A 17,954-nucleotide genomic window follows, 5' to 3' on the forward strand; every position below is an offset into this window, starting at 1 on the left:
AACGACAGTTGTTGGACGAGATGGTGTTCCGCAGCGAAGACGTGTCCGCGACGAACCGGTTCACATACTGGACCGAGCTCTTGGGCCGTACCCATGCGCCCATGGAGCTGCACAGCGACCACACCGACGACTTCCGGGCCTCCCAGCGCGTGCTGGACCTCGGTGCCGTCACCGTGTGGTCTGCCACGTTCCAGCCGCTGGTGTTCCGACGCACATCGAAGCTGATCCGGCAGTCCGACCCCGAGGCGTACCACCTATCACTCGTCGTACGCGGGAGCGGGGCAGGCGTGTGGCGGCACCGGGAGACCGAGTACAAGCCCTACGACCTGTTCATCAACTCGTCGTCGCTGCCGAACGACGTCTACAGCACCAGGGACGCGGTTCAGACTGTGGCGCTGGAGGTTCCCAAGGCCCTGCTGCCACTGCCTCGCGACATGGCCGGCCGAATCGTCGGAGCGCCGGTGTCGGCCCGGGAAGGCATGGGCGCCCTGCTGGCACAGTTCCTCACCCGGCTGCTCGCGGACTCGGCCGCGTACCAGCCCTCCGACCGGCCGCGGCTGGCCTCCATCGCGACCCCACTGGTCGCCGCGCTTTTCGCCCACCTGCTCGAAGCCGACGCCTGCCTGCCCCCGGAGACCCATCAGCGGGCCCTCACCTTCCGCATCCCCGAGCACCATTGCCGCCGCACACCACATCTCCACCAGCTACCTGCACCGCCTCTTCCAGGACGAAGACGCCACAGTCGCCGCGTGGATACGCCGCCTGCGTCTGGAGGCGGCCCGCCGCGACCTCACCGATCCCGCGCTCCGCACCACACCTATCCACGCCATCGCCGCCCGCTGGGGATTCACCCGCGCAGCCGACTTCAGTCGCGCTTACCGCGCGGCCTACGGCGCCACACCCAAGGACCACCGGCACCAAGCCCTCCACTACCGCAAGTGAACCCATTGCGAACACAGTTGTGCACTCAGCGCTAACGACCTGACCGCCTCAAGTCGGCATCCTGGAGGACGTTCGTGACGAAACGCGGGCCCGGGTGTCCCGCCGGGCTGTCGAGCCCGTTCTGAAATCAGACTCCTCATCGGACACGCGCAGGGGCGGGGTCACGGGGAATCACGTTGCTCGTCATGCGTGAACGAGACGGAAGAGACGGGGTCCCGGTGGAGCAAGGGCAGCAGGGCCGGCAGTGCGTCCACACCCCTGCCGCAGCGGGGACCGGCCACGATGCGTACCAGCCCGAACGCGGACTGTTCACCCCGCCGGCCCGCACTGATCCCCCTCTTCTCCACGTCATACCGCGCTCTGACGAACCATCACAACAGAGCCATTCAAGACAAATCGATCACACTTTGCGTCGATTTCACCGATAAATTGAGGTCCGGCCACATGATTGCCAAGCAACGAGACCGTCGCAGAGGACGGATCACAGCGGCGCTGGTCGCTCTGTCCTCGTTGGCGGCGCTGATATCGGGCGCCCAGCAGGCGGTCGGCGACGACAAGATCATCGAGATCAAGGACAAGAACAAGATATTCAAGAGCGAGTCGGCATCCGGCTTCGTTCTCCATCCGCGGGAGATACCAGGTGTTGACGAGGGCCAGACGGCACGCTCGGTGATCGAGGGGGCCGAGGCGAAGGGCGTCGTGACGCGGGTCTCTCCGCTGAGCGTCGCCCAGTCGAAGCAGCACATCGGCCGCTCGCTGTGCCACACGACCGGCATCAACGGCACGTTCAAGTACAACGGCTTCTGCTGGGACGAGACGGACGACAAGACCAGCGCCTGGTCCAACGGCTGGCATCCGCAGGGCTTCACCGCCTCCCACGACGCGGACGCGAGCGGCACGGTCGACGGTCACCACCTGTACATGGCGACCTGGTACTACGGCGTCGAGGAACACGACCGCAACAAGAAGGCCCGCATCTCCATCCTCGAATCGAACGGCACGGAGCGGACTTACGGGCACGTCCTGCTCGTCCGGCCCAGCGGCAGCCGGGCCGACCCCCAGTTCACCTCGTTCAACGACGTCCACGCCGACGGCATGGTCTGGTACGGGAACAGGCTGTTCGTGGCCAACGGCGGCGAACTGCAGATCTACGACCTCAACCACCTGTGGAAGGTCAACTCCATCTCCGAGAAGTCAGGCATCTCGGGCGGCACGTCCTCGGCCGAGTACCACCAGTGGGCCCTGCCCATGGTCGCCCGCTACTGGTGGTACGACCAGGACACCCACGAGCTGCGGAACGTCTACTCGGGCAAGTGCCTGGGCCTGGGCTCCGCCGCCACCAAGGGCAGCCAGCTCATCCAGTGGACCTGTAACGGCGCACAGGACGAGCGCTGGATCATCTCCAGGACCGCCCCCAAGGTGTGACCTGAACACGCCTGCGACGGCCCGCCGGGAAACCCGGCGGGCCGTCGCGTTCTCCGTCTCGCGTACAGCAGTGGCGTACCGGCCGATGCTTCCCCTCCGGCCATGGCCGCCTCGGAGGCCGGTGCGTGCCCCGCTCGGCCCGCGGTGACCAGGAGGGTGAGGGGACCGGGCCCGTCCGTCGCAGGCGAGGGGGCCTTCGTGCTCAGCCTCCACGGGAGCGTTCGAGCGCGTCCCTTCAGTCCGGCAGCAGGTGTCCCCGCCTCGACAGCAGGAAGCGTTTGAAGGCGGCCACCGGCGGGGTGTCCGGGTGGCCGTCCAGCCAGGCGACGCCGATCTCGCGGGCCGCCCTCGGGGCGGTCACGGTGAGCTCGACGACACCGGGGCGGGCCACCGCGGGCGGCGGCAGCAGGGCCACGCCGAGACCGGCCGCGACCAGGCCGCGCAGGGTCTCCGCCTCCTCGCCCTCGAAGGCGACGCGTGGCGTGAAGCCCGCTTCCGCGCACAGGTCGTCGGTGATCCGCCGCAGGCCGTAACCCGGTTCGAGGGTGACGAACTTCTCGTCGGCGGCCTCCGCCAGCCGGATGCGGCGGCGCGAGGCCAGGCGATGGTCCTCGGGAACGACGAGGCGCAGCCGCTGTTCGTCGAGGCGGCGGGCGACCAGATCGGGGGCGTCCGGGACGGGTGAGGTGAGACAGAGATCGAGGCCGCCGGCCCGGAGGCGTTCGATCATCGCCTCTCCGTAGTTCTGCACCAGCTGGAAGCGGACCCGGGGGTGGTCGGCGCGGAAGGCGCGGAGCAGGGCGGGCACGGTCTCGGAGCCCATGGTGTGCAGAAAGCCGAAGGCGACCTTGCCGGTGGCCGGGTCGGCGTCGGCCCGTACCGAGTCGGCGGCCTTCTCGACCTCGGCGAGGGCCCGCTCGGCGGAGCCCAGGAAGGTGCGGCCCGCAGGGGTCAGGGAGACGGTACGGCCCTTGCGGGCGAACAGGGCGACTCCCAGGTCCTGTTCGAGCCTGACCATCGATCGTGACAGCGTCGACTGCGGGACGCCGAGCTCGTGCGCGGCGCGGGTGACGTGCTCGTGCCGGGCCACCGCCTCGAAGTGGGCCAGCCGCGGCGCGAGGACCGCGCGAATGTCTTCTTCGTAACTGCTCGGTGACAGCCGTGGCCGTGAGCTGCGTTCATGCACCATGGGATTGATTATCGCGAATGCGTGCATTGGACGCATGAAACCTGGGAGGCCTACTTTCGAACCATGCCTCCTGCCAGTACCGGGGCGTCCACCCTCACCGTGGCCGCCTCGCCCCAGCCGTCCCCCGTCGCCGCTGCCGCCACCGCCGGCCCCGTCGGAGCGGACCGTCTCGAACCCGGCCGCCCCGGTTACCGCCGGATGAGCTTCGCGCTCTTCGCCGCCGGTGTCGCGACCTTCGCACTCCTCTACTCCACCCAGGCCCTGCTGCCCGCCGTCTCCGCGTCCCTCGGCGCCACGGCCGGACAGGCCAGCTGGACGGTCTCCGCCGCGACGGGCGCCCTGGCACTGTGCGTGCTGCCGATGAGCGCACTCTCCGAGCGCTTCGGGCGACGGCAGATGATGACCGCCTCACTGGGGGTCGCCGTGCTGGTCGGGCTGCTCGTACCCTTCGCGCCCTCGCTGGGCTGGCTGATCGCGCTGCGCGCCGTCCAGGGCGCGGCGCTGGCCGGACTGCCCGCCTCCGCGATGGCCTACCTGGCGGAGGAGGTACGGCCGAAGGCGCTGGTCGCCGCGATCGGACTGTTCGTGGCGGGGAACAGCATCGGCGGGATGAGCGGCCGGATCCTGACCGGCTGGATCGCCCAGCTGTGGGGCTGGCGGGCGGCGCTCGAGGCGGTCGGGCTGCTGGCCGTGGCCTGCGCGGTGGTCTTCCACTTCATGATCCCCCGGGCCCGCCACTTCACCCCGGGCTCGCTGAACCCGAAGGCCCTGGCGAAGACGGTGGGCGGGCACCTCGCCGATCCCCTGCTGCGCCGGCTGTACGCGATCGGCGCGCTGTTCATGACGGTGTTCGGCGCGGTCTACACGGTGATCGGCTACCGCCTGGTGGAGGCGCCGTTCAACCTCCCGCAGGGGATCGTCGGCTCGATCTTCCTGGTCTATCTCGTCGGTACGGTCTCCTCCGCGGCGGCGGGCCGGCTGGTCGCCCGGCTCGGCCGCCGGGGCGCGCTGTACCTCGCCGTCTCCACCACGGCCGCCGGTCTGCTGCTCTCGCTCGCCGATCAGCTGGCCGCCGTACTCCTCGGCCTGGTCCTGATCACGGCGGGCTTCTTCGCCGGACACGCGGTCGCTTCCTCGTCCGTGAGTCGTACGGCGACGAAGGGCCGGGCGCAGGCCTCGGCGCTCTACCAGTCCGCGTACTACCTGGGCTCCAGCGCGGGCGGCACGCTCGGCGCGGTCGCCTTCCACGCCGGGGGCTGGGCCGGGACCGTGTCGCTGGGGCTGCTCGCCGTCCTCGGCGTCATCTCCATCACGCTGTACGGCTCGCGGGCCGCGCGCGCCGAGCGCCGTCGGCTCCTGCCGGTGGCGTCCGTACAGAACTGAGACATACGAGGCACAACCATCCACTCCCCGACGCGCGTCTAGCAGGCGGAATCACCTCACTGCGCGCGAAGGGGAGTTGGCGTACATGAGAGTCGCAGGAATCATTCGGGGGGTCCGGATGCGGCGCGCGGTCGCGCTGTCCGTCGCCGGTCTGACGGCGGCGCCCGCCCTCGTCCTGGGCACCGGCGGATCCGCGCAGGCGGCGTCCTGCACGACGTCCACCGGGCCGTACCAGAAGCAGGTCGAGAAGTATCTGCACCGGCCGGTCGACGGCAAGCAGTCGTCCGCCGACTGCAAGGCGATCCAGTCGTTCCAGCGCACCTACGGGGTCACTCCCACGATCGGCTACGCGGGGCCGGTCACCTGGCGCACGATGAAGACGCTCACGGCCCAGAAGGCAGCCGGCAAGACCCCGAACAAGGCCAAGAAGTGCCCCACGAACAGGGGGCGAATAGCGTGCGTGGACCTGACCCGGCAGCTGAGCTGGATCCAGGACGGCAGCAAGCTGAAGTTCGGTCCCGTGCCGGTGCGGACCGGGCGGAACGGGTACGAGACGCGCACCGGGTCGAAGAAGATCTACCTGCGGCACATCAACCACGTCTCGTCGATCTACCACGTGTCGATGCCGTACTCCCAGTTCTTCGACGGCGGGCAGGCGTTCCACTCGGTGGGCGTCAGCATGTGGAACCCGCCGGGGTCGCACGGTTGCGTCAACATGCGGGACGCCGACGCGAAGTCCTACTGGAAGCTGCTGAAGAACGGCGACGACGTGTACGTGTACGGACGCAAGCCCGGAACGTGACCTGATGGTGGGCCGCTTCGGTACTTCCCGCCCCCGTTGTCAGTGGCCTGCGGTAGCTTCCACAGTGCTGAAGTGAGCGGCGTCACAGCACAACAGGGGTGGAACGATGGGTGATCTGACAGCGGCGGCGGACATCGACAGCCGTCTGGAGGGACACCGGGTCGAGCTGACCGGCTACTGCTACCGGATGCTCGGCTCGGCCTTCGAGGCGGAGGACGCGGTCCAGGACACGCTGGTGCGTGCCTGGCGCAACTTCGACAAGTTCGAGGGGCGTTCCTCGCTGCGGTCCTGGTTGTACCGCATCGCCACCAACGTCTGTCTGGACATGCTGAACGCGGGCAAAAAGCGGGCCCGTCCGGTCGATCTGACGGGCCCGACGCCGCTCGCCCAGGCGGCGCTCAACCCGCTGCCGGAGAACACCTGGCTGGAGCCGATGCCGGACGGGCGGATCCTGCCCACGGTGGCCGACCCGGCGGAGGCCGCCGTGGCCCGGGAGTCGGTGCGGCTCGCATTCGTGGCCGCGTTGCAGCATCTGCCCCCCAAGCAGCGGGTGGTCCTGATCCTGCGCGAGGTGCTGGCCTGGAAGGCGGGCGAGGTCGCCGAGCTGCTCGACACCTCGGTCGCCTCGGTCAACAGCGCCCTCCAGCGGGCGCGCGCGACCCTCTCGGAGCGCGAGGGCCTGGTCCCCGACAGCGCGAATCCGCTCGACGAGGAACAGCGCAAGCTCCTTGAGCGGTACGTCGCGGCCTTCGAGGGGTACGACATGGCGGCGCTGACCGCGCTGCTCCACGAGGACGCCGTGATGACCATGCCGCCGTTCGATCTCTGGCTCCAGGGACACGAGGACATCACCGGCTTCATGCTCTCCATGGGTGGCGGCTGCGCGGGCTCGCGGCTGGTGGCGGCGGAGGCGAACGGCAGCCCGGCGTTCGCGCACTACAAGCCGAATCCGGACGGACCGGGGTTCGTGCCGTGGGCGGTACAGGTCATCGACATCTCCGAGGGCGCCATCACCGGGGTGCACTGCTTCCTGGACACACCGCGCTGGTTCCCGCTGTTCGGTCTGCCCGATCACCTCGACGCCGACGCGACGTGAGGCACGGCGTACGGAACGGGCTGGTGGCGGGCTGGGTGGTGCTTGCGGCCGGCGGGTGGGGGCTCACCCGGTGGATCGGTGAGCCCACCGGCCCTGGACAGCGCCGGTAGCGGCCGCCTCGTGGTGGTGTTCTGCGAGGTACGGAAATGAGCGGCGGACGGGGCCGCGTCGGGCCGGTGAGGTGAGCGTGGTGGCCGGGCCCGACGCGCGGAGTGCCAGGGCCCGGTGCGCGGGGCGTCCGGGCGGCGGTCCGCGCTCCCGCTCAGCCTCCGTCGTCGTCGGCCGCGCACCGTACGTCCACCACGTCGGCCAGCCCCACCAGGTCGAGCAGGCTCCGTAGTTCCGGCGGTGCGTTGCGCAGCCGGAGCCGTCTGCCGCCCGCCCGGCGCGCGACGAGCCCCAGTCGCGCTATCGCCTCGACCAGGGCCAGATCCGCCTGCACGACCCCGCCCACATCGCAGTCCACCTCTGCGTCAGGGGCGCGGACGGCGCCGTCGGGGCCGTCCAGCAGCGACTCCAGCTCGGCGCAGAGTCCCGGCACGGAGTCCCGTGTGACGCGGCCGGTGACGACGAGAACGATCGGGCTCATGGCTTCCACATCAGGGAGACCGGTCCGACGGCCGAAACTCATCGCTGTGCCGCTCCGCAGTTTCCCGCCGCCCCGGACCGGCCCATACCCCCCGAATCCGCCTGTCACCTGCTCCCTCATGCCTCGCACACGCCCCTCGGCACCCGCTCGTCCCATCGGCCGGTTCACCCGCCCACCGATGAACTTCCGCCAACTCCGGTTATCTGTGCGGTTTCTGTGAACCTTTTCGATCAATTCCCCCTCTAGGTAGGTGAACCGGCCGACACCGGCTTCTCAGCGGTGCCGACTGACCAGTGGCCCTCAGCGGGCTGCCTGATTCTCCAGGGGGAGAGTTGCGCAAACACGTGAGAAACGCGTGTGTCTCGACCATCGCCACGGCGGCCGCCGTGGCGCTCGCAGCCGGGATGACCACGCCCGCCGTGGCACAGCCCGATGCCGCCCGGTCCACGGGCACCAAGTCCGTGGCCCGGCACCAGCTGACGCTGATCACCGGTGACCGCGTCTCGGTGGACGCCAAGGGCCGGATCACGGGCTTCCGGCCCGCCAAGGGGCGTGAACACATACCCGTGCAGCGTCAGATACGGGACGGGCACACCCTGCTGGTCCCGGCCGACGCACACCGGCTGATCAGCTCCGGCAAGCTGGACCGCCGGCTGTTCGACGTCACCGAGCTGAACCGCGCGGAGAACCGCCGGGCACAGAAGGCAGGCCTGAAGCTGATCGTCGCCTACCGGGGCGACCGGGCCGCGACGGCGAAGGCGGAGGTCCGTGACGCGGGCGCCACCCGGGTCGAGCGGACCCTGAAGACCCTGAACGCCGAGTCGGTGACCACCCCGACCCGCGACGCGAAGGACATCTGGCAGGCCCTCACCAGCAAGCCCTCGAACGGCGCCCAGCGCACCACGGCCGCCGGGATCGACCGGGTCTGGCTCAACGGCGTGCGCAAGGCGAGCCTCGACAAGAGCGTGCCGCAGATCGGCGCGCCGACCGCCTGGAAGGCCGGTTACACCGGGAAGGGCGTCAAGATCGCCGTCCTGGACACCGGGGTGGACGCCACCCACCCGGACCTCAAGGGTCAGGTCCTGGAGACGAAGAACTTCACCTCCTCGCCCGACACCAAGGACCGGGTCGGGCACGGCACGCACGTCTCCTCGATCGCGGCCGGCACGGGCGCCAAGTCGGGCGGCAAGTTCAAGGGCGTGGCCCCGGACGCCAAGCTCATCGAGGGCAAGGTGCTCGACGACGACGGCTTCGGCGACGACGACGGCATCCTGGCCGGCATGGAGTGGGCGGTCGCGCAGGGCGCCGACATCATCAACCTGAGCCTCGGCGGCGGCGACACCCCCGAGATCGACCCGCTCGAAGCGGCAGTCAACAAGCTGTCGGCCGACAAGGGCGTCCTGTTCGCCATCGCGGCGGGCAATGAGGGCGACGGCGCCGGTACGGTCGGCTCCCCGGGCAGCGCGGACGCCGCACTGACCGTCGGCGCGGTCGACGACAACGACAAGCTGGCCGACTTCTCCAGCCGCGGCCCGCGCATCGGCGACGGCGCGATCAAGCCCGATGTCACCGCCCCCGGCGTCGACATCACGGCCGCGGCCGCACCCGGCTCCGCCATCGACCAGGAAGTCGGTCAGAACCCGCCGGGCTATCTGTCGATCTCCGGTACGTCGATGGCGACCCCGCACGTCGCGGGTGCCGCGGCGCTCCTCAAGCAGCAGCACCCAGAGTGGAAGTACGCCGAGCTCAAGGGCGCACTCACGGCCTCGACGAAGCCGGGCGCGTACACCCCGTTCGAGCAGGGCTCGGGCCGGATCGCCGTCGACCGGGCGATCGCCCAGACCGTCGTCGCGGACCCGGTCTCGGTGAGCTTCGGCGTGCACCAGTGGCCGCACACCGATGACGCCCCGGTCACCAAGAACGTGACGTACCGCAACCTCGGTACGACGGACGTCACCCTCGACGTCGCGGTCACGGCCACCGGCCCGAAGGGCAAGCCCGCTCCGGCCGGCTTCTTCACCCTCGGCGCCGACAAGGTGACCGTCCCCGCGGGCGGCACCGCCGACGTACCGCTGACCGTGAACACCAAGCTCGGCGGCACGGCCGACGGCTCCTACTCCGCGTACGTCGTCGGGACCGGCGGCGGCCAGACCGTGCGCACCGCGGCCGCGGTCGAGCGCGAGACCGAGTCCTACGACCTCACGGTCAAGTTCATCGGACGTGACGGCAAGCCTGCCAAGTACTACGAGTCCGACCTCTTCGGCATGTCCGGCTCGGCGCGCGATGCGTGGGTGTCCCCGACGGGCGAGGGCGGCACGGCGAAGGCCCGCGTTCCCAAGGGCGGTTACGCGATGAACTCGGCCGTCTACGTCGACCCGGAGAACAGCACCAAGGGCACCGACTGGTTCGCCCAGCCGAACCTGAACGTCACCAAGAACACCACCGTGACACTCGACGCGCGCAAGACGAAGCCGGTGAACTTCACCCTGCCCACCACGGGCACGAAGGCCCGGCTGGCGGCGCCCGACCTCCAGTTCGCCGGCAAGGACAGCGAATACGGCTACGGCTGGATCCTCGACTCGTACCAGGGGTTCCGCACCGCGCACGTCGGCCCGAAGGTGACCGACGGCTCGCTCTCCCAGCACTGGCTCGGCAGCTGGACCAAGGGGGCCTCGACCCGGTACGACATCGCGCTCGGCGGCCCGGTGACCCAGGCGGCGACCGGGTACAACCGGAAGTTCACCACCGGTCAGATGGCCAAGGTCCAGACCTCTCTCGGCTCGTCCGTCAAGGGCAAGACCGGTGGGTTCGGGGCCTGGGGCGAGCTCCCCGGTTCGTCCTCCGGCTGGTCGGCCTGGTCCAGCCAGAAGCTGCCCGGTACCAACACCGCCTATGTCTCCACCGCCGACAAGGTGAAGTGGAGCTTCGACTTCAGCCAGGAAGGCGGAATCGACAAGGACGGCTACCCGGTGACCGAGGCGATGTACTCCCTCGGTGACCCGCAGACCTTCAAGGCGGGGAAGACCTACACGAAGAAGGTCAACACCGCGGTGTTCGGCCCCGCGCTCGGCGCCGGTTACGGGATCTTCCGCGACGGCAACGACATCGTCGGCTCGCTGGCTCTGGCTGCCGACGGTCGCGGCAACATCGGCTCCTCCACGTACAGTTCGGTCAAGACCGTCCTGTACCGCAACGGCACCAGGATCGCCCAGAACGCGGACCCGCTGGAGGGCTACACGCCCATCACCGTGCCGTCCGCTGCCGCGGACTACCGGCTGACGACCTCGGTCCAGCGCAGCACCAAGGTCTCGGCCGTCTCCACCCGGATCGACGCGAGCTGGACCTTCCGGTCCAAGAAGAGCACCGACTCGACCCAGCTGCCGGTCTCCACGGTCCGCTTCACGCCCAATGTGACGCTGGACGGCAAGGTGACCGCGGGCAGGACCGCCTCGGTGCCGGTGACGGTGCAGGGTGCGGCCGCCGGAAAGAACCTCAAGTCGCTGACGGTGTACGTCAGTTACGACGCCGGCAAGACCTGGAAGAAGGCCACGGTCAAGGCGGGCAAGATCTCCGTGAAGAACCCGGCCAAGGGGAAGTCCATCTCCTACAAGGCCAATGTCACGGACAAGAAGGGCAACAAGTCCTCGGTGTCGATCTACCACGCGTACTTCGGCAAGTGAACGGCCTGTCGGTGAGCCGGTAGGCACACCGACAGCATGTGAGCGGCCCGTCGGGGCGGATTCCTCCGCCCCGACGGGCCGCTCACACACGCGCGGGACCGGCGCGGCGCCGCTTCTCAGCTCACCGGAAGGACTCCGGTGTCCAGTACCAGCGCGAACGGCTCGGGAAGCGTCAGCTTCTCCCCGTACTCGACCGCGTCCAGGACCCGGTAGGTACCGTCGGCGGGTTCCCCGTACAAGGTGGCGGTGGGACGGCCGGAGTGCCAGGGGTCGAGAAGCAGGAAGAGCTCGACACCGGCCTTCGCGTATCCGTGCGCCTTGCCGATGCGATCGTGGTTGGCGTTGGCCTGCGAGGTGATCTCGACGACGAGCCGGGCCTCTTCCGCCGGTACACGGTTGCCCGGCCCGGTCGCCACGGCACGCGGCACCACGACGAGATCCGGGATGTAGAGCCCGGCCCGGCCCGGCACGGCGACACCGAGCGTCTGGTAGATCTCCCAGTCCTCCGGGATGACGGTGTAGAGCCTGCGCTGCAGCAGCGCCGCAGTGGTGTTGTGGTCCTTGGACGGCGGTGGCGACACGGTGACGATCCCCTCGATGATCTCCACCTTGCAGCCCTCGGGTGCGTCCGTCTCCTCCCAGATCCGGACGAGGTCGTCCCAGTCCTGGCCGTGGCCCGGCACGGGGTCGACGGTGAGTGCGCCCATGGCGGTCTCCTCTATCGGTGCGTCACCGAGTCCAGCATGCCGAACGGGACCGGCCGCAGTCCACCGGTCCCGTTCACCCGTACGAGTAAGAGGGCCCGGCGGTAGGCGGCGCGGGTGAAGAAGCGGGGCCCTCTGAGCCGCAGGTCAGGCGATACGTTCCCGCACCACGGGGGTGGCCGTGAACTCCGTGCCCTCCGGCGCGATCTCGTACGAGGAGGGCAGTGCCTTCAGCGCGTAGTCGAACTTCTCGGGGGTGTCGGTGTGCAGCGTCAGCAGCGGCTGTCCGGCCGTGACCGTGTCGCCGGGCTTGGCGTGCAGCTCGACGCCCGCGCCCGCCTGCACCGGGTCCTCCTTGCGGGCCCGGCCCGCGCCGAGGCGCCAGGCGGCGACGCCGATGTCGTACGCGTCCAGGCGGGTCAGCACTCCGGTGGACGGGGCCGTCACGACGTGCTGCTCACGGGCGACCGGGAGCACCGCGTCCGGGTCGCCGCCCTGGGCGGAGATCATCCGGCGCCAGACATCCATCGCGGAACCGTCGGCCAGAGCCTTCTCCGGGTCGGCGTCCTTGAGCCCGGCCGCGTCCAGCATTTCGCGGGCGAGGGCCAGGGTGAGGTCGACGACGTCCTTCGGGCCGCCACCGGCCAGCACCTCGACCGATTCGCGCACCTCCAGGGCGTTGCCCGCGGTCAGGCCCAGCGGGGTGGCCATGTCGGTGAGCAGGGCGACCGTGCGCACGCCGCTGTCGGTGCCCAGCGCGACCATGGTGGAGGCCAGTTCGCGGGCGTCCTCGATGGTCTTCATGAAGGCGCCCGAGCCGACCTTGACGTCCAGGACGAGCGCGCCGGTGCCCTCGGCGATCTTCTTGGACATGATCGAGCTGGCGATCAGCGGGATGGCCTCGACGGTGCCGGTGACGTCGCGGAGCGCGTACAGCTTCTTGTCGGCGGGGGCGAGCCCGTCACCGGCGGCGCAGATCACGGCGCCGGTGGTGTCCAGGACGCTCAGCATCTCCTCGTTGGAGAGGTGGGCGCGCCAGCCGGGGATGGACTCCAGCTTGTCGAGCGTGCCGCCGGTGTGGCCGAGGCCCCGGCCGCTGAGCTGCGGCACGGCGGCGCCGCACGCGGCGACCAGCGGGGCGAGCGGCAGGGTGATCTTGTCGCCGACGCCACCGGTGGAGTGCTTGTCGGTGGTGGGCCGGGAGAGCGAGGCGAAGTCCATCCGCTCGCCGGAGGCGATCATCGCGGCGGTCCAGCGGGCGATCTCGGTGCGGTTCATGCCGTTCAGCAGGATCGCCATGGCCAGCGCGGACATCTGCTCATCGGCGACCTCACCGCGGGTGTACGCGTCGATGACCCAGTCGATCTGCTCGGGGGTCAGCTCGCCTCGGTCCCGCTTGGTGCGGATGACGGAGATGGCGTCCATGTCCTGGGAGTCCTTCCGGCCGGTACGTACGGTACGCAAGAGTCCCGAATGACTCTACGCGCATAGAGAGTGGAGAGAGGGGTGGCCCTCCCGACGGGCGGGAGGGCCACGGTGGTTCGGCTGCGGATGTCCGCCGGTTCGGACGGCCCGGTCACTCCGGACGGGGGCCGGCGGGTTCAGCCGGCCCGGTTACTTCAGATGATCCGGCCCGAACGCCTGCGGCAGCATCTCCGCGAGCGTGCGCAGTCCGTCCGGCGTCTCCAGGATCAGCTCCGGTCCGCCGAACTCGTACAGCAGCTGCCTGCACCTGCCGCACGGCACGAGGATCTCGCCCGCCCCGTCCACGCAGGTGAAGTGGGTCAGCCGCCCGCCGCCCGTGGCGTGCAGCTGGGAGACCAGACCGCACTCGGCGCACAGCCCGATGCCGTACGAGGCGTTCTCGACGTTGCAGCCTGACACCGTACGCCCGTCGTCGACGCGCGCCGCCGCACCGACCGGGTAGTGCGAGTAGGGGACGTACGCACGTGTCATGACCGACCGCGCGGCGCTCCGCAGCGCCGCCCAGTCGACCTCCGCGCCGGCCGTCACTTGCCCTGGCCCTTCCGGTAGCGCATGCCGTCCGCCTTCGGCATCCGCAGCCGTTGCGCGGAGAGCGAGAGGACGAGCAGCGTGACGATGTACGGGGTCGCGCTCACGAACTCGGTGGGCACCGTGTCCGTGGCGAGGTACCAGACCAGCACCGCGGCGGCGACGACCGCGCTGACCACGCCCTGGACGAAGCTCTTGCGGTAGAGCTTCCAGGCCGCGAGCACGGCCAGCATGACCACGAGCAGCAGGAGCAGCGCGTGGACGGACTCGCCGCCGTTGCGCAGTTGGAGCGCGTCGGCGAAGCCGAACAGCCCGGCGCCCATGGCGAGTCCACCGGGCCGCCAGTTGCCGAAGATCATTGCGGCGAGACCGATGTATCCGCGCCCGCCGGTCTGGCCCTCGTTGTAGATGTGCGAGGTGACGAGCGAGAGGAAGGCGCCGCCGAGACCGGCCATGCCGCCGGAGACGATCACCGCGATGTACTTGTAGCGGTAGACGTTGACGCCGAGCGATTCGGCGGCGACCGGGTTCTCGCCGCAGGAGCGCAGCCGCAGACCGAACGAGGTCTTCCACAGCACGAAGAACGTGAGGACGAAGAGGACCACGGCCAGGATCGTCAGCAGCGACACATTGGTGACCAGGCCGCCGATGACGCCGGCCAGGTCGGAGACGAAGAACCAGTGGTGCTTCTCGATGGTGTGCAGCCAGTCGGAGAGGCCCGGGATCGTCACCGAGGTGATGTCGTCGGCAGGTGGGGACTGCTTCGGGCTGCCGCCCTTGGCCGCCGCCTCGCCCGAGTTGAACCAGAGCTTGGCGAAGTAGGTGGTGAAGCCGAGCGCCAGGATGTTGATGGCGATACCGGAGATGATGTGGTCGACGCCGAAGGTGACGGTCGCGACAGCGTGCAGCAGCCCGCCGAGCATGCCGCCGATGACGCCGGCCAGCACGCCGAGCCACGGGTTGGTCTGCCAGCCGGCCCAGGCGCCGAAGAACGTGCCCAGGATCATCATGCCTTCGAGCCCGATGTTGACCACACCGGCCCGCTCGGCCCAGAGGCCGCCGAGACCGGCGAGCCCGATCGGCACGGCCATCGCGAGCGCCGCGCCGATCTGTCCGGCCGAGGTGACGTCCGCGGCGCCGGTGATGGCGCGTACGGCGGACAGCGCGAGCAGCACGCCCGCGACGATCAGCAGTACGACGGGGAAGGAGAGGCGGGTGCGGCCGCCCTTGCCGCCGGAGACCTTGGGGGCCGCGGGGGGCGGGGTGGAAGTCGCCGTGACGGTCACGCCGACACCTCCTGCTGGTCGGAGTTACGGGCGGCCTGTGCGGCTAGTTCCGCGCCGACCTTGCTCTGCTGGCGCTTGAGTCCGTAGCGGCGGACGACTTCGTAGGCGATGACGACGCACAGGACGATGACGCCCTGGATCACGCCGACGATCTCCTTGTCGTACCCCTCGAATTCGAGCTTGCCGGTGCCCCGCTCCAGGAAGCCCCAGAGCAGCGCGCCGAGCGCGATGCCGACGGGGTGGTTGCGGCCGAGAAGGGCGATGGCGATGCCGGTGAAGCCGATGCCGACCGGGAAGTCGCCGCTGTACTCGTAGCTGTCGTTGAGGAGGGTCGGCATACCGATCAGACCGGCGACGGCGCCGGAGATCAGCATCGAGGTGATGACCATCTTCTTGACGTCGACACCGCTGGCCTCGGCGGCGGAGCCGGACTGGCCGACGGTGCGCAGGTCGAAGCCGAAGCGGGTGCGCGAGAGCGTGAACCAGTAGGCGATGCCCGCGACGACCGCGACCACGATGAAGCCCCAGACGGGCGACGGGGTGGTCGGGAACTCGAAGAAGTGCGAGGACTCCGGGAGCGGCTTGGTGGAGATCTTCGTGCCGGCTGTGTCGAGGTGGCCGAGGCGGCCCTGCTGGAGCAGATAGCCGATGACCGCCGTCGCGATGGCGTTCAGCATGATCGTCGAGACGACCTCGCTGACGCCCCGGGTGACCTTGAGAACACCGGCGATACCGGCCCACATCGCGCCGACGATCATCGCGGTGAGGATGATCAGCGGGATCTGCAGGGCGCCGGGCAGGGTCAGCGCGCCGCCCACCGCCGCGGCGAAGAAGGCCGCGAGGCGGTACTGGCCGTCCACGCCGATGTTGAAGAGGTTCATCCGGAAGCCGACGGCCACCGCGAGACCCGCGAGGTAGTACGTCGTCGCCTTGTTCAGGATGTAGACCTGGCTGTCCGACTTCAGCCCGTAGTCGAACATGATGCCGAAGGCGCTGAACGGCTCCTTGCCGGTGGCGGCCAGCACGAGTGCGGTCACCAGGAAGGCGACCACGATCGCGAGTACGGGGGCCGCGATCCCCAGGAGCAGCCGCTCCTTGTCGATCTTCTTCATCGGTCCTCTCCCCCGTTCCGGGGGTCGGTGTCGGTGCTTTCGGCAGCCGGGGCGTCCGGCGCTTCGGCCTCGTCCGGTGCTTCGGCCTCGTCCGGCGCTTCGAGGTGTCCGGTGGCCGCGCCCGTCATCGCCGAGCCGAGCTCCTCCGGGGTGATGGTCGCCGGGTCGGCGTCCGCGACCAGCCGGCCGCGGTACATGACGCGCAGGGTGTCGGAGAGTCCGATCAGCTCGTCCAGGTCGGCGGAGATCAGCAGCACCGCCAGTCCCTCGCGGCGCGCCTCGCGGATCTGGTCCCAGATCTGCGCCTGGGCGCCCACGTCCACGCCCCGAGTGGGGTGCGCGGCGATCAGGAGCTTGGGGGCGTGGCTCATCTCGCGGCCGACGATCAGCTTCTGCTGGTTGCCGCCGGAGAGCGAGGCCGCGGTGACCTCGATGCCGGGGGTGCGGACGTCGTACTCGCGCACGATCCGCTCGGTGTCGGCGCGGGCGCCCTTGAGGTCGAGGAACGCGCCCTTGCTGTTGGGGCGTTCGGTGACATGGCCCAGGATGCGGTTCTCCCAGAGCGGGGCCTCCAGCAGCAGTCCGTGCCGGTGGCGGTCCTCGGGGATGACACCCATGCCGTTCTCGCGGCGCTTGCGGGTCGGCGTGCGGGAGATGTCGGCGCCGTCCAGGGTGAGCACACCGCCGTCGAGCTGGCGCATGCCCATGATGGCGTCGACCAGTTCGGACTGGCCGTTGCCCTCGACGCCCGCGATGCCGAGGACTTCGCCCTTGTGGATGGTGAAGCCGATGCCGTCGAGCACCGAACGCACCACACCGTCCGGGTCCGTGGCGCTCAGCCGGAGTCCCTCGACGGTCAGCATCGGAGAGTCGGTGACGGTCGACTCGCGGGTCTCCGGGGACGGGAGCTCGCTGCCGACCATCAGCTCGGCGAGCTGCTTGGTCGTGGTGCGCTTCGGGTCGGCGGTGCCCACCGTCGTACCGCGCCGGATGACGGTGATCTCGTCGGCGACCGACAGCACCTCGCCCAGCTTGTGCGAGATGAAGATGACGGTCAGGCCCTCGGCCTTGAGCTCACGCAGGTTGTCGAAGAGCGCGTCGACCTCCTGCGGTACGAGGACGGCGGTGGGCTCGTCGAGGATGAGAGTGCGGGCGCCGCGGTAGAGAACCTTGAGGATCTCCACGCGCTGCCGGTCGGCGACCCCGAGGTCCTCGACCATGGCGTCCGGGCGGACACCGAGACCGTAGGCGTCGGAGATCTCCCTGATCTTGGTGCGGGCCCGGTCGCCGATCCCGTACAGCTTCTCGGAGCCGAGGACGACGTTCTCCAGGACGGTGAGGTAGTCGGCGAGCATGAAGTGCTGGTGCACCATGCCGATACCGCGGTCGATGGCGTCGCCGGGGTTGTGGAACGAGACCTGCTCGCCGTCCACCGCGATGGTGCCCTCGTCCGGCTTCTGCATGCCGTACAGGATCTTCATCAGAGTGGACTTGCCCGCACCGTTCTCGCCGACGAGAGCGTGGACGGTACCGCGGCGCACGGTGATGTCGATGTCGTGGTTGGCCACGACCCCGGGGAACCGCTTGGTGATGCCGCGGAGCTCCACGGCATGGGGACTGCTGGACGCGTTGATGGCGCACTCTCCTTGGCAGGAGCGGAGGGCGGAGGCGGTGGGACGGAGGGGGTGGAGCGGTGGGACGGAGGCGGTAGAACGGTGAAAGGTACCGCGCCC

14 protein-coding genes and 1 pseudogene are annotated in these 17,954 nt (G+C 69.7%); 7 read left to right on the forward strand and 8 right to left on the reverse strand.

Going from position 1 to position 17,954, the window contains the following annotated elements:
• Positions 1-101: 101 nt before the first annotated feature.
• From ABZ826_RS06400 to ABZ826_RS06410, 3 genes and pseudogenes are all read left to right on the forward strand, one after another.
• Positions 102-533 (forward strand): annotated as a pseudogene (locus ABZ826_RS06400) (AraC family transcriptional regulator); the annotation flags it as partial.
• 175 nt (positions 534-708) lie between these two features.
• Positions 709-942 (forward strand): helix-turn-helix domain-containing protein, encoded by a 234-nt coding sequence (locus tag ABZ826_RS06405; protein WP_361443165.1) that lies wholly within the window; start codon positions 709-711, stop codon positions 940-942.
• A gap of 444 nt (positions 943-1,386) precedes the next feature.
• A complete protein-coding gene (locus ABZ826_RS06410) occupies positions 1,387-2,367 on the forward strand; it encodes an RICIN domain-containing protein (RefSeq protein ID WP_361443049.1) in 981 nt (326 codons plus the stop codon).
• Between the two features lie 235 nt (positions 2,368-2,602).
• On the opposite strand, the gene ABZ826_RS06415 is transcribed toward ABZ826_RS06410, so the two are convergent.
• Positions 2,603-3,556, reverse strand: coding sequence for a LysR family transcriptional regulator (locus ABZ826_RS06415; RefSeq protein ID WP_351086452.1), 954 nt, complete (start codon positions 3,554-3,556; stop codon positions 2,603-2,605).
• Positions 3,557-3,619: 63 nt separating this feature from the next.
• Between ABZ826_RS06415 and ABZ826_RS06420 the strand changes: the two genes are divergently transcribed.
• The 3 genes from ABZ826_RS06420 to ABZ826_RS06430 all read left to right on the forward strand — a co-directional run bounded on the left by ABZ826_RS06420 (position 3,620) and on the right by ABZ826_RS06430 (position 6,837).
• Positions 3,620-4,939: an MFS transporter gene (locus ABZ826_RS06420; RefSeq protein ID WP_361443053.1), complete on the forward strand. Its 1,320-nt coding sequence runs from the start codon at positions 3,620-3,622 to the stop codon at positions 4,937-4,939.
• 85 nt (positions 4,940-5,024) lie between these two features.
• The gene (locus ABZ826_RS06425; protein WP_361443056.1) at positions 5,025-5,741 is read left to right on the forward strand and encodes a L,D-transpeptidase family protein; all 717 of its coding nucleotides are present in this window, start codon (positions 5,025-5,027) and stop codon (positions 5,739-5,741) included.
• A gap of 106 nt (positions 5,742-5,847) precedes the next feature.
• Complete coding sequence (locus ABZ826_RS06430; RefSeq protein WP_361443059.1) at positions 5,848-6,837, forward strand: sigma-70 family RNA polymerase sigma factor; 990 nt, start codon at positions 5,848-5,850, stop codon at positions 6,835-6,837.
• A 262-nt stretch (positions 6,838-7,099) separates the two neighbouring features.
• On the opposite strand, the gene ABZ826_RS06435 is transcribed toward ABZ826_RS06430, so the two are convergent.
• Positions 7,100-7,468, reverse strand: a complete 369-nt coding sequence (locus ABZ826_RS06435; RefSeq protein WP_361443061.1) for an STAS domain-containing protein — start codon at positions 7,466-7,468, stop codon at positions 7,100-7,102.
• Positions 7,469-7,830: 362 nt separating this feature from the next.
• Here ABZ826_RS06435 and ABZ826_RS06440 point away from each other — a divergent pair, with 362 nt between their 5' ends.
• Positions 7,831-11,106 carry a S8 family serine peptidase gene (locus ABZ826_RS06440; protein ID WP_361443168.1) on the forward strand — a complete coding sequence of 1,092 codons (3,276 nt, stop codon included), beginning with the start codon at positions 7,831-7,833 and terminating at the stop codon, positions 11,104-11,106.
• A 116-nt stretch (positions 11,107-11,222) separates the two neighbouring features.
• On the opposite strand, the gene ABZ826_RS06445 is transcribed toward ABZ826_RS06440, so the two are convergent.
• From ABZ826_RS06445 to ABZ826_RS06470, 6 genes are all read right to left on the reverse strand, one after another.
• Positions 11,223-11,813 (reverse strand): Uma2 family endonuclease, encoded by a 591-nt coding sequence (locus tag ABZ826_RS06445; RefSeq protein ID WP_361443064.1) that lies wholly within the window; start codon positions 11,811-11,813, stop codon positions 11,223-11,225.
• Between the two features lie 144 nt (positions 11,814-11,957).
• Positions 11,958-13,235 carry a thymidine phosphorylase gene (locus ABZ826_RS06450; RefSeq protein WP_361443067.1) on the reverse strand — a complete coding sequence of 426 codons (1,278 nt, stop codon included), beginning with the start codon at positions 13,233-13,235 and terminating at the stop codon, positions 11,958-11,960.
• 189 nt (positions 13,236-13,424) lie between these two features.
• The gene (locus tag ABZ826_RS06455; protein ID WP_361443070.1) at positions 13,425-13,823 is read right to left on the reverse strand and encodes a cytidine deaminase; all 399 of its coding nucleotides are present in this window, start codon (positions 13,821-13,823) and stop codon (positions 13,425-13,427) included.
• Complete coding sequence (locus ABZ826_RS06460; protein ID WP_361443073.1) at positions 13,820-15,109, reverse strand: ABC transporter permease; 1,290 nt, start codon at positions 15,107-15,109, stop codon at positions 13,820-13,822. Before ABZ826_RS06460 ends, ABZ826_RS06455 begins: the two co-directional genes overlap by 4 nt.
• Entirely contained in the window at positions 15,106-16,221 is a 1,116-nt protein-coding gene (locus ABZ826_RS06465) for an ABC transporter permease (protein ID WP_361443076.1), read from the reverse strand. The genes ABZ826_RS06460 and ABZ826_RS06465 overlap by 4 nt, the downstream gene beginning before the upstream one ends.
• Positions 16,218-17,828 (reverse strand): ABC transporter ATP-binding protein, encoded by a 1,611-nt coding sequence (locus ABZ826_RS06470; protein WP_361443080.1) that lies wholly within the window; start codon positions 17,826-17,828, stop codon positions 16,218-16,220. The genes ABZ826_RS06465 and ABZ826_RS06470 overlap by 4 nt, the downstream gene beginning before the upstream one ends.
• Between the last annotated feature and the right edge of the window lie 126 nt (positions 17,829-17,954).

Source organism: Streptomyces sp. NPDC047515 (assembly GCF_040643055.1).
GTDB lineage: Bacteria > Actinomycetota > Actinomycetes > Streptomycetales > Streptomycetaceae > Streptomyces.

Excerpts from the sequence above, each read along its gene's own strand:
- ABZ826_RS06420 (WP_361443053.1), top strand. The coding sequence starts at position 3,620 with ATGCCTCCTGCCAGTACCGGGGCGTCCACCCTCACCGTGGCCGCCTCG.
- ABZ826_RS06430 (WP_361443059.1), top strand. The coding sequence starts at position 5,848 with ATGGGTGATCTGACAGCGGCGGCGGACATCGACAGCCGTCTGGAGGGA.
- ABZ826_RS06435 (WP_361443061.1), bottom strand. The coding sequence starts at position 7,468 with ATGAGTTTCGGCCGTCGGACCGGTCTCCCTGATGTGGAAGCCATGAGC.
- ABZ826_RS06445 (WP_361443064.1), bottom strand. The coding sequence starts at position 11,813 with ATGGGCGCACTCACCGTCGACCCCGTGCCGGGCCACGGCCAGGACTGG.
- ABZ826_RS06410 (WP_361443049.1), top strand. The coding sequence starts at position 1,387 with ATGATTGCCAAGCAACGAGACCGTCGCAGAGGACGGATCACAGCGGCG.
- ABZ826_RS06415 (WP_351086452.1), bottom strand. The coding sequence starts at position 3,556 with ATGGTGCATGAACGCAGCTCACGGCCACGGCTGTCACCGAGCAGTTAC.
- ABZ826_RS06440 (WP_361443168.1), top strand. The coding sequence starts at position 7,831 with ATGACCACGCCCGCCGTGGCACAGCCCGATGCCGCCCGGTCCACGGGC.
- ABZ826_RS06465 (WP_361443076.1), bottom strand. The coding sequence starts at position 16,221 with ATGAAGAAGATCGACAAGGAGCGGCTGCTCCTGGGGATCGCGGCCCCC.
- ABZ826_RS06450 (WP_361443067.1), bottom strand. The coding sequence starts at position 13,235 with ATGGACGCCATCTCCGTCATCCGCACCAAGCGGGACCGAGGCGAGCTG.
- ABZ826_RS06425 (WP_361443056.1), top strand. The coding sequence starts at position 5,025 with ATGAGAGTCGCAGGAATCATTCGGGGGGTCCGGATGCGGCGCGCGGTC.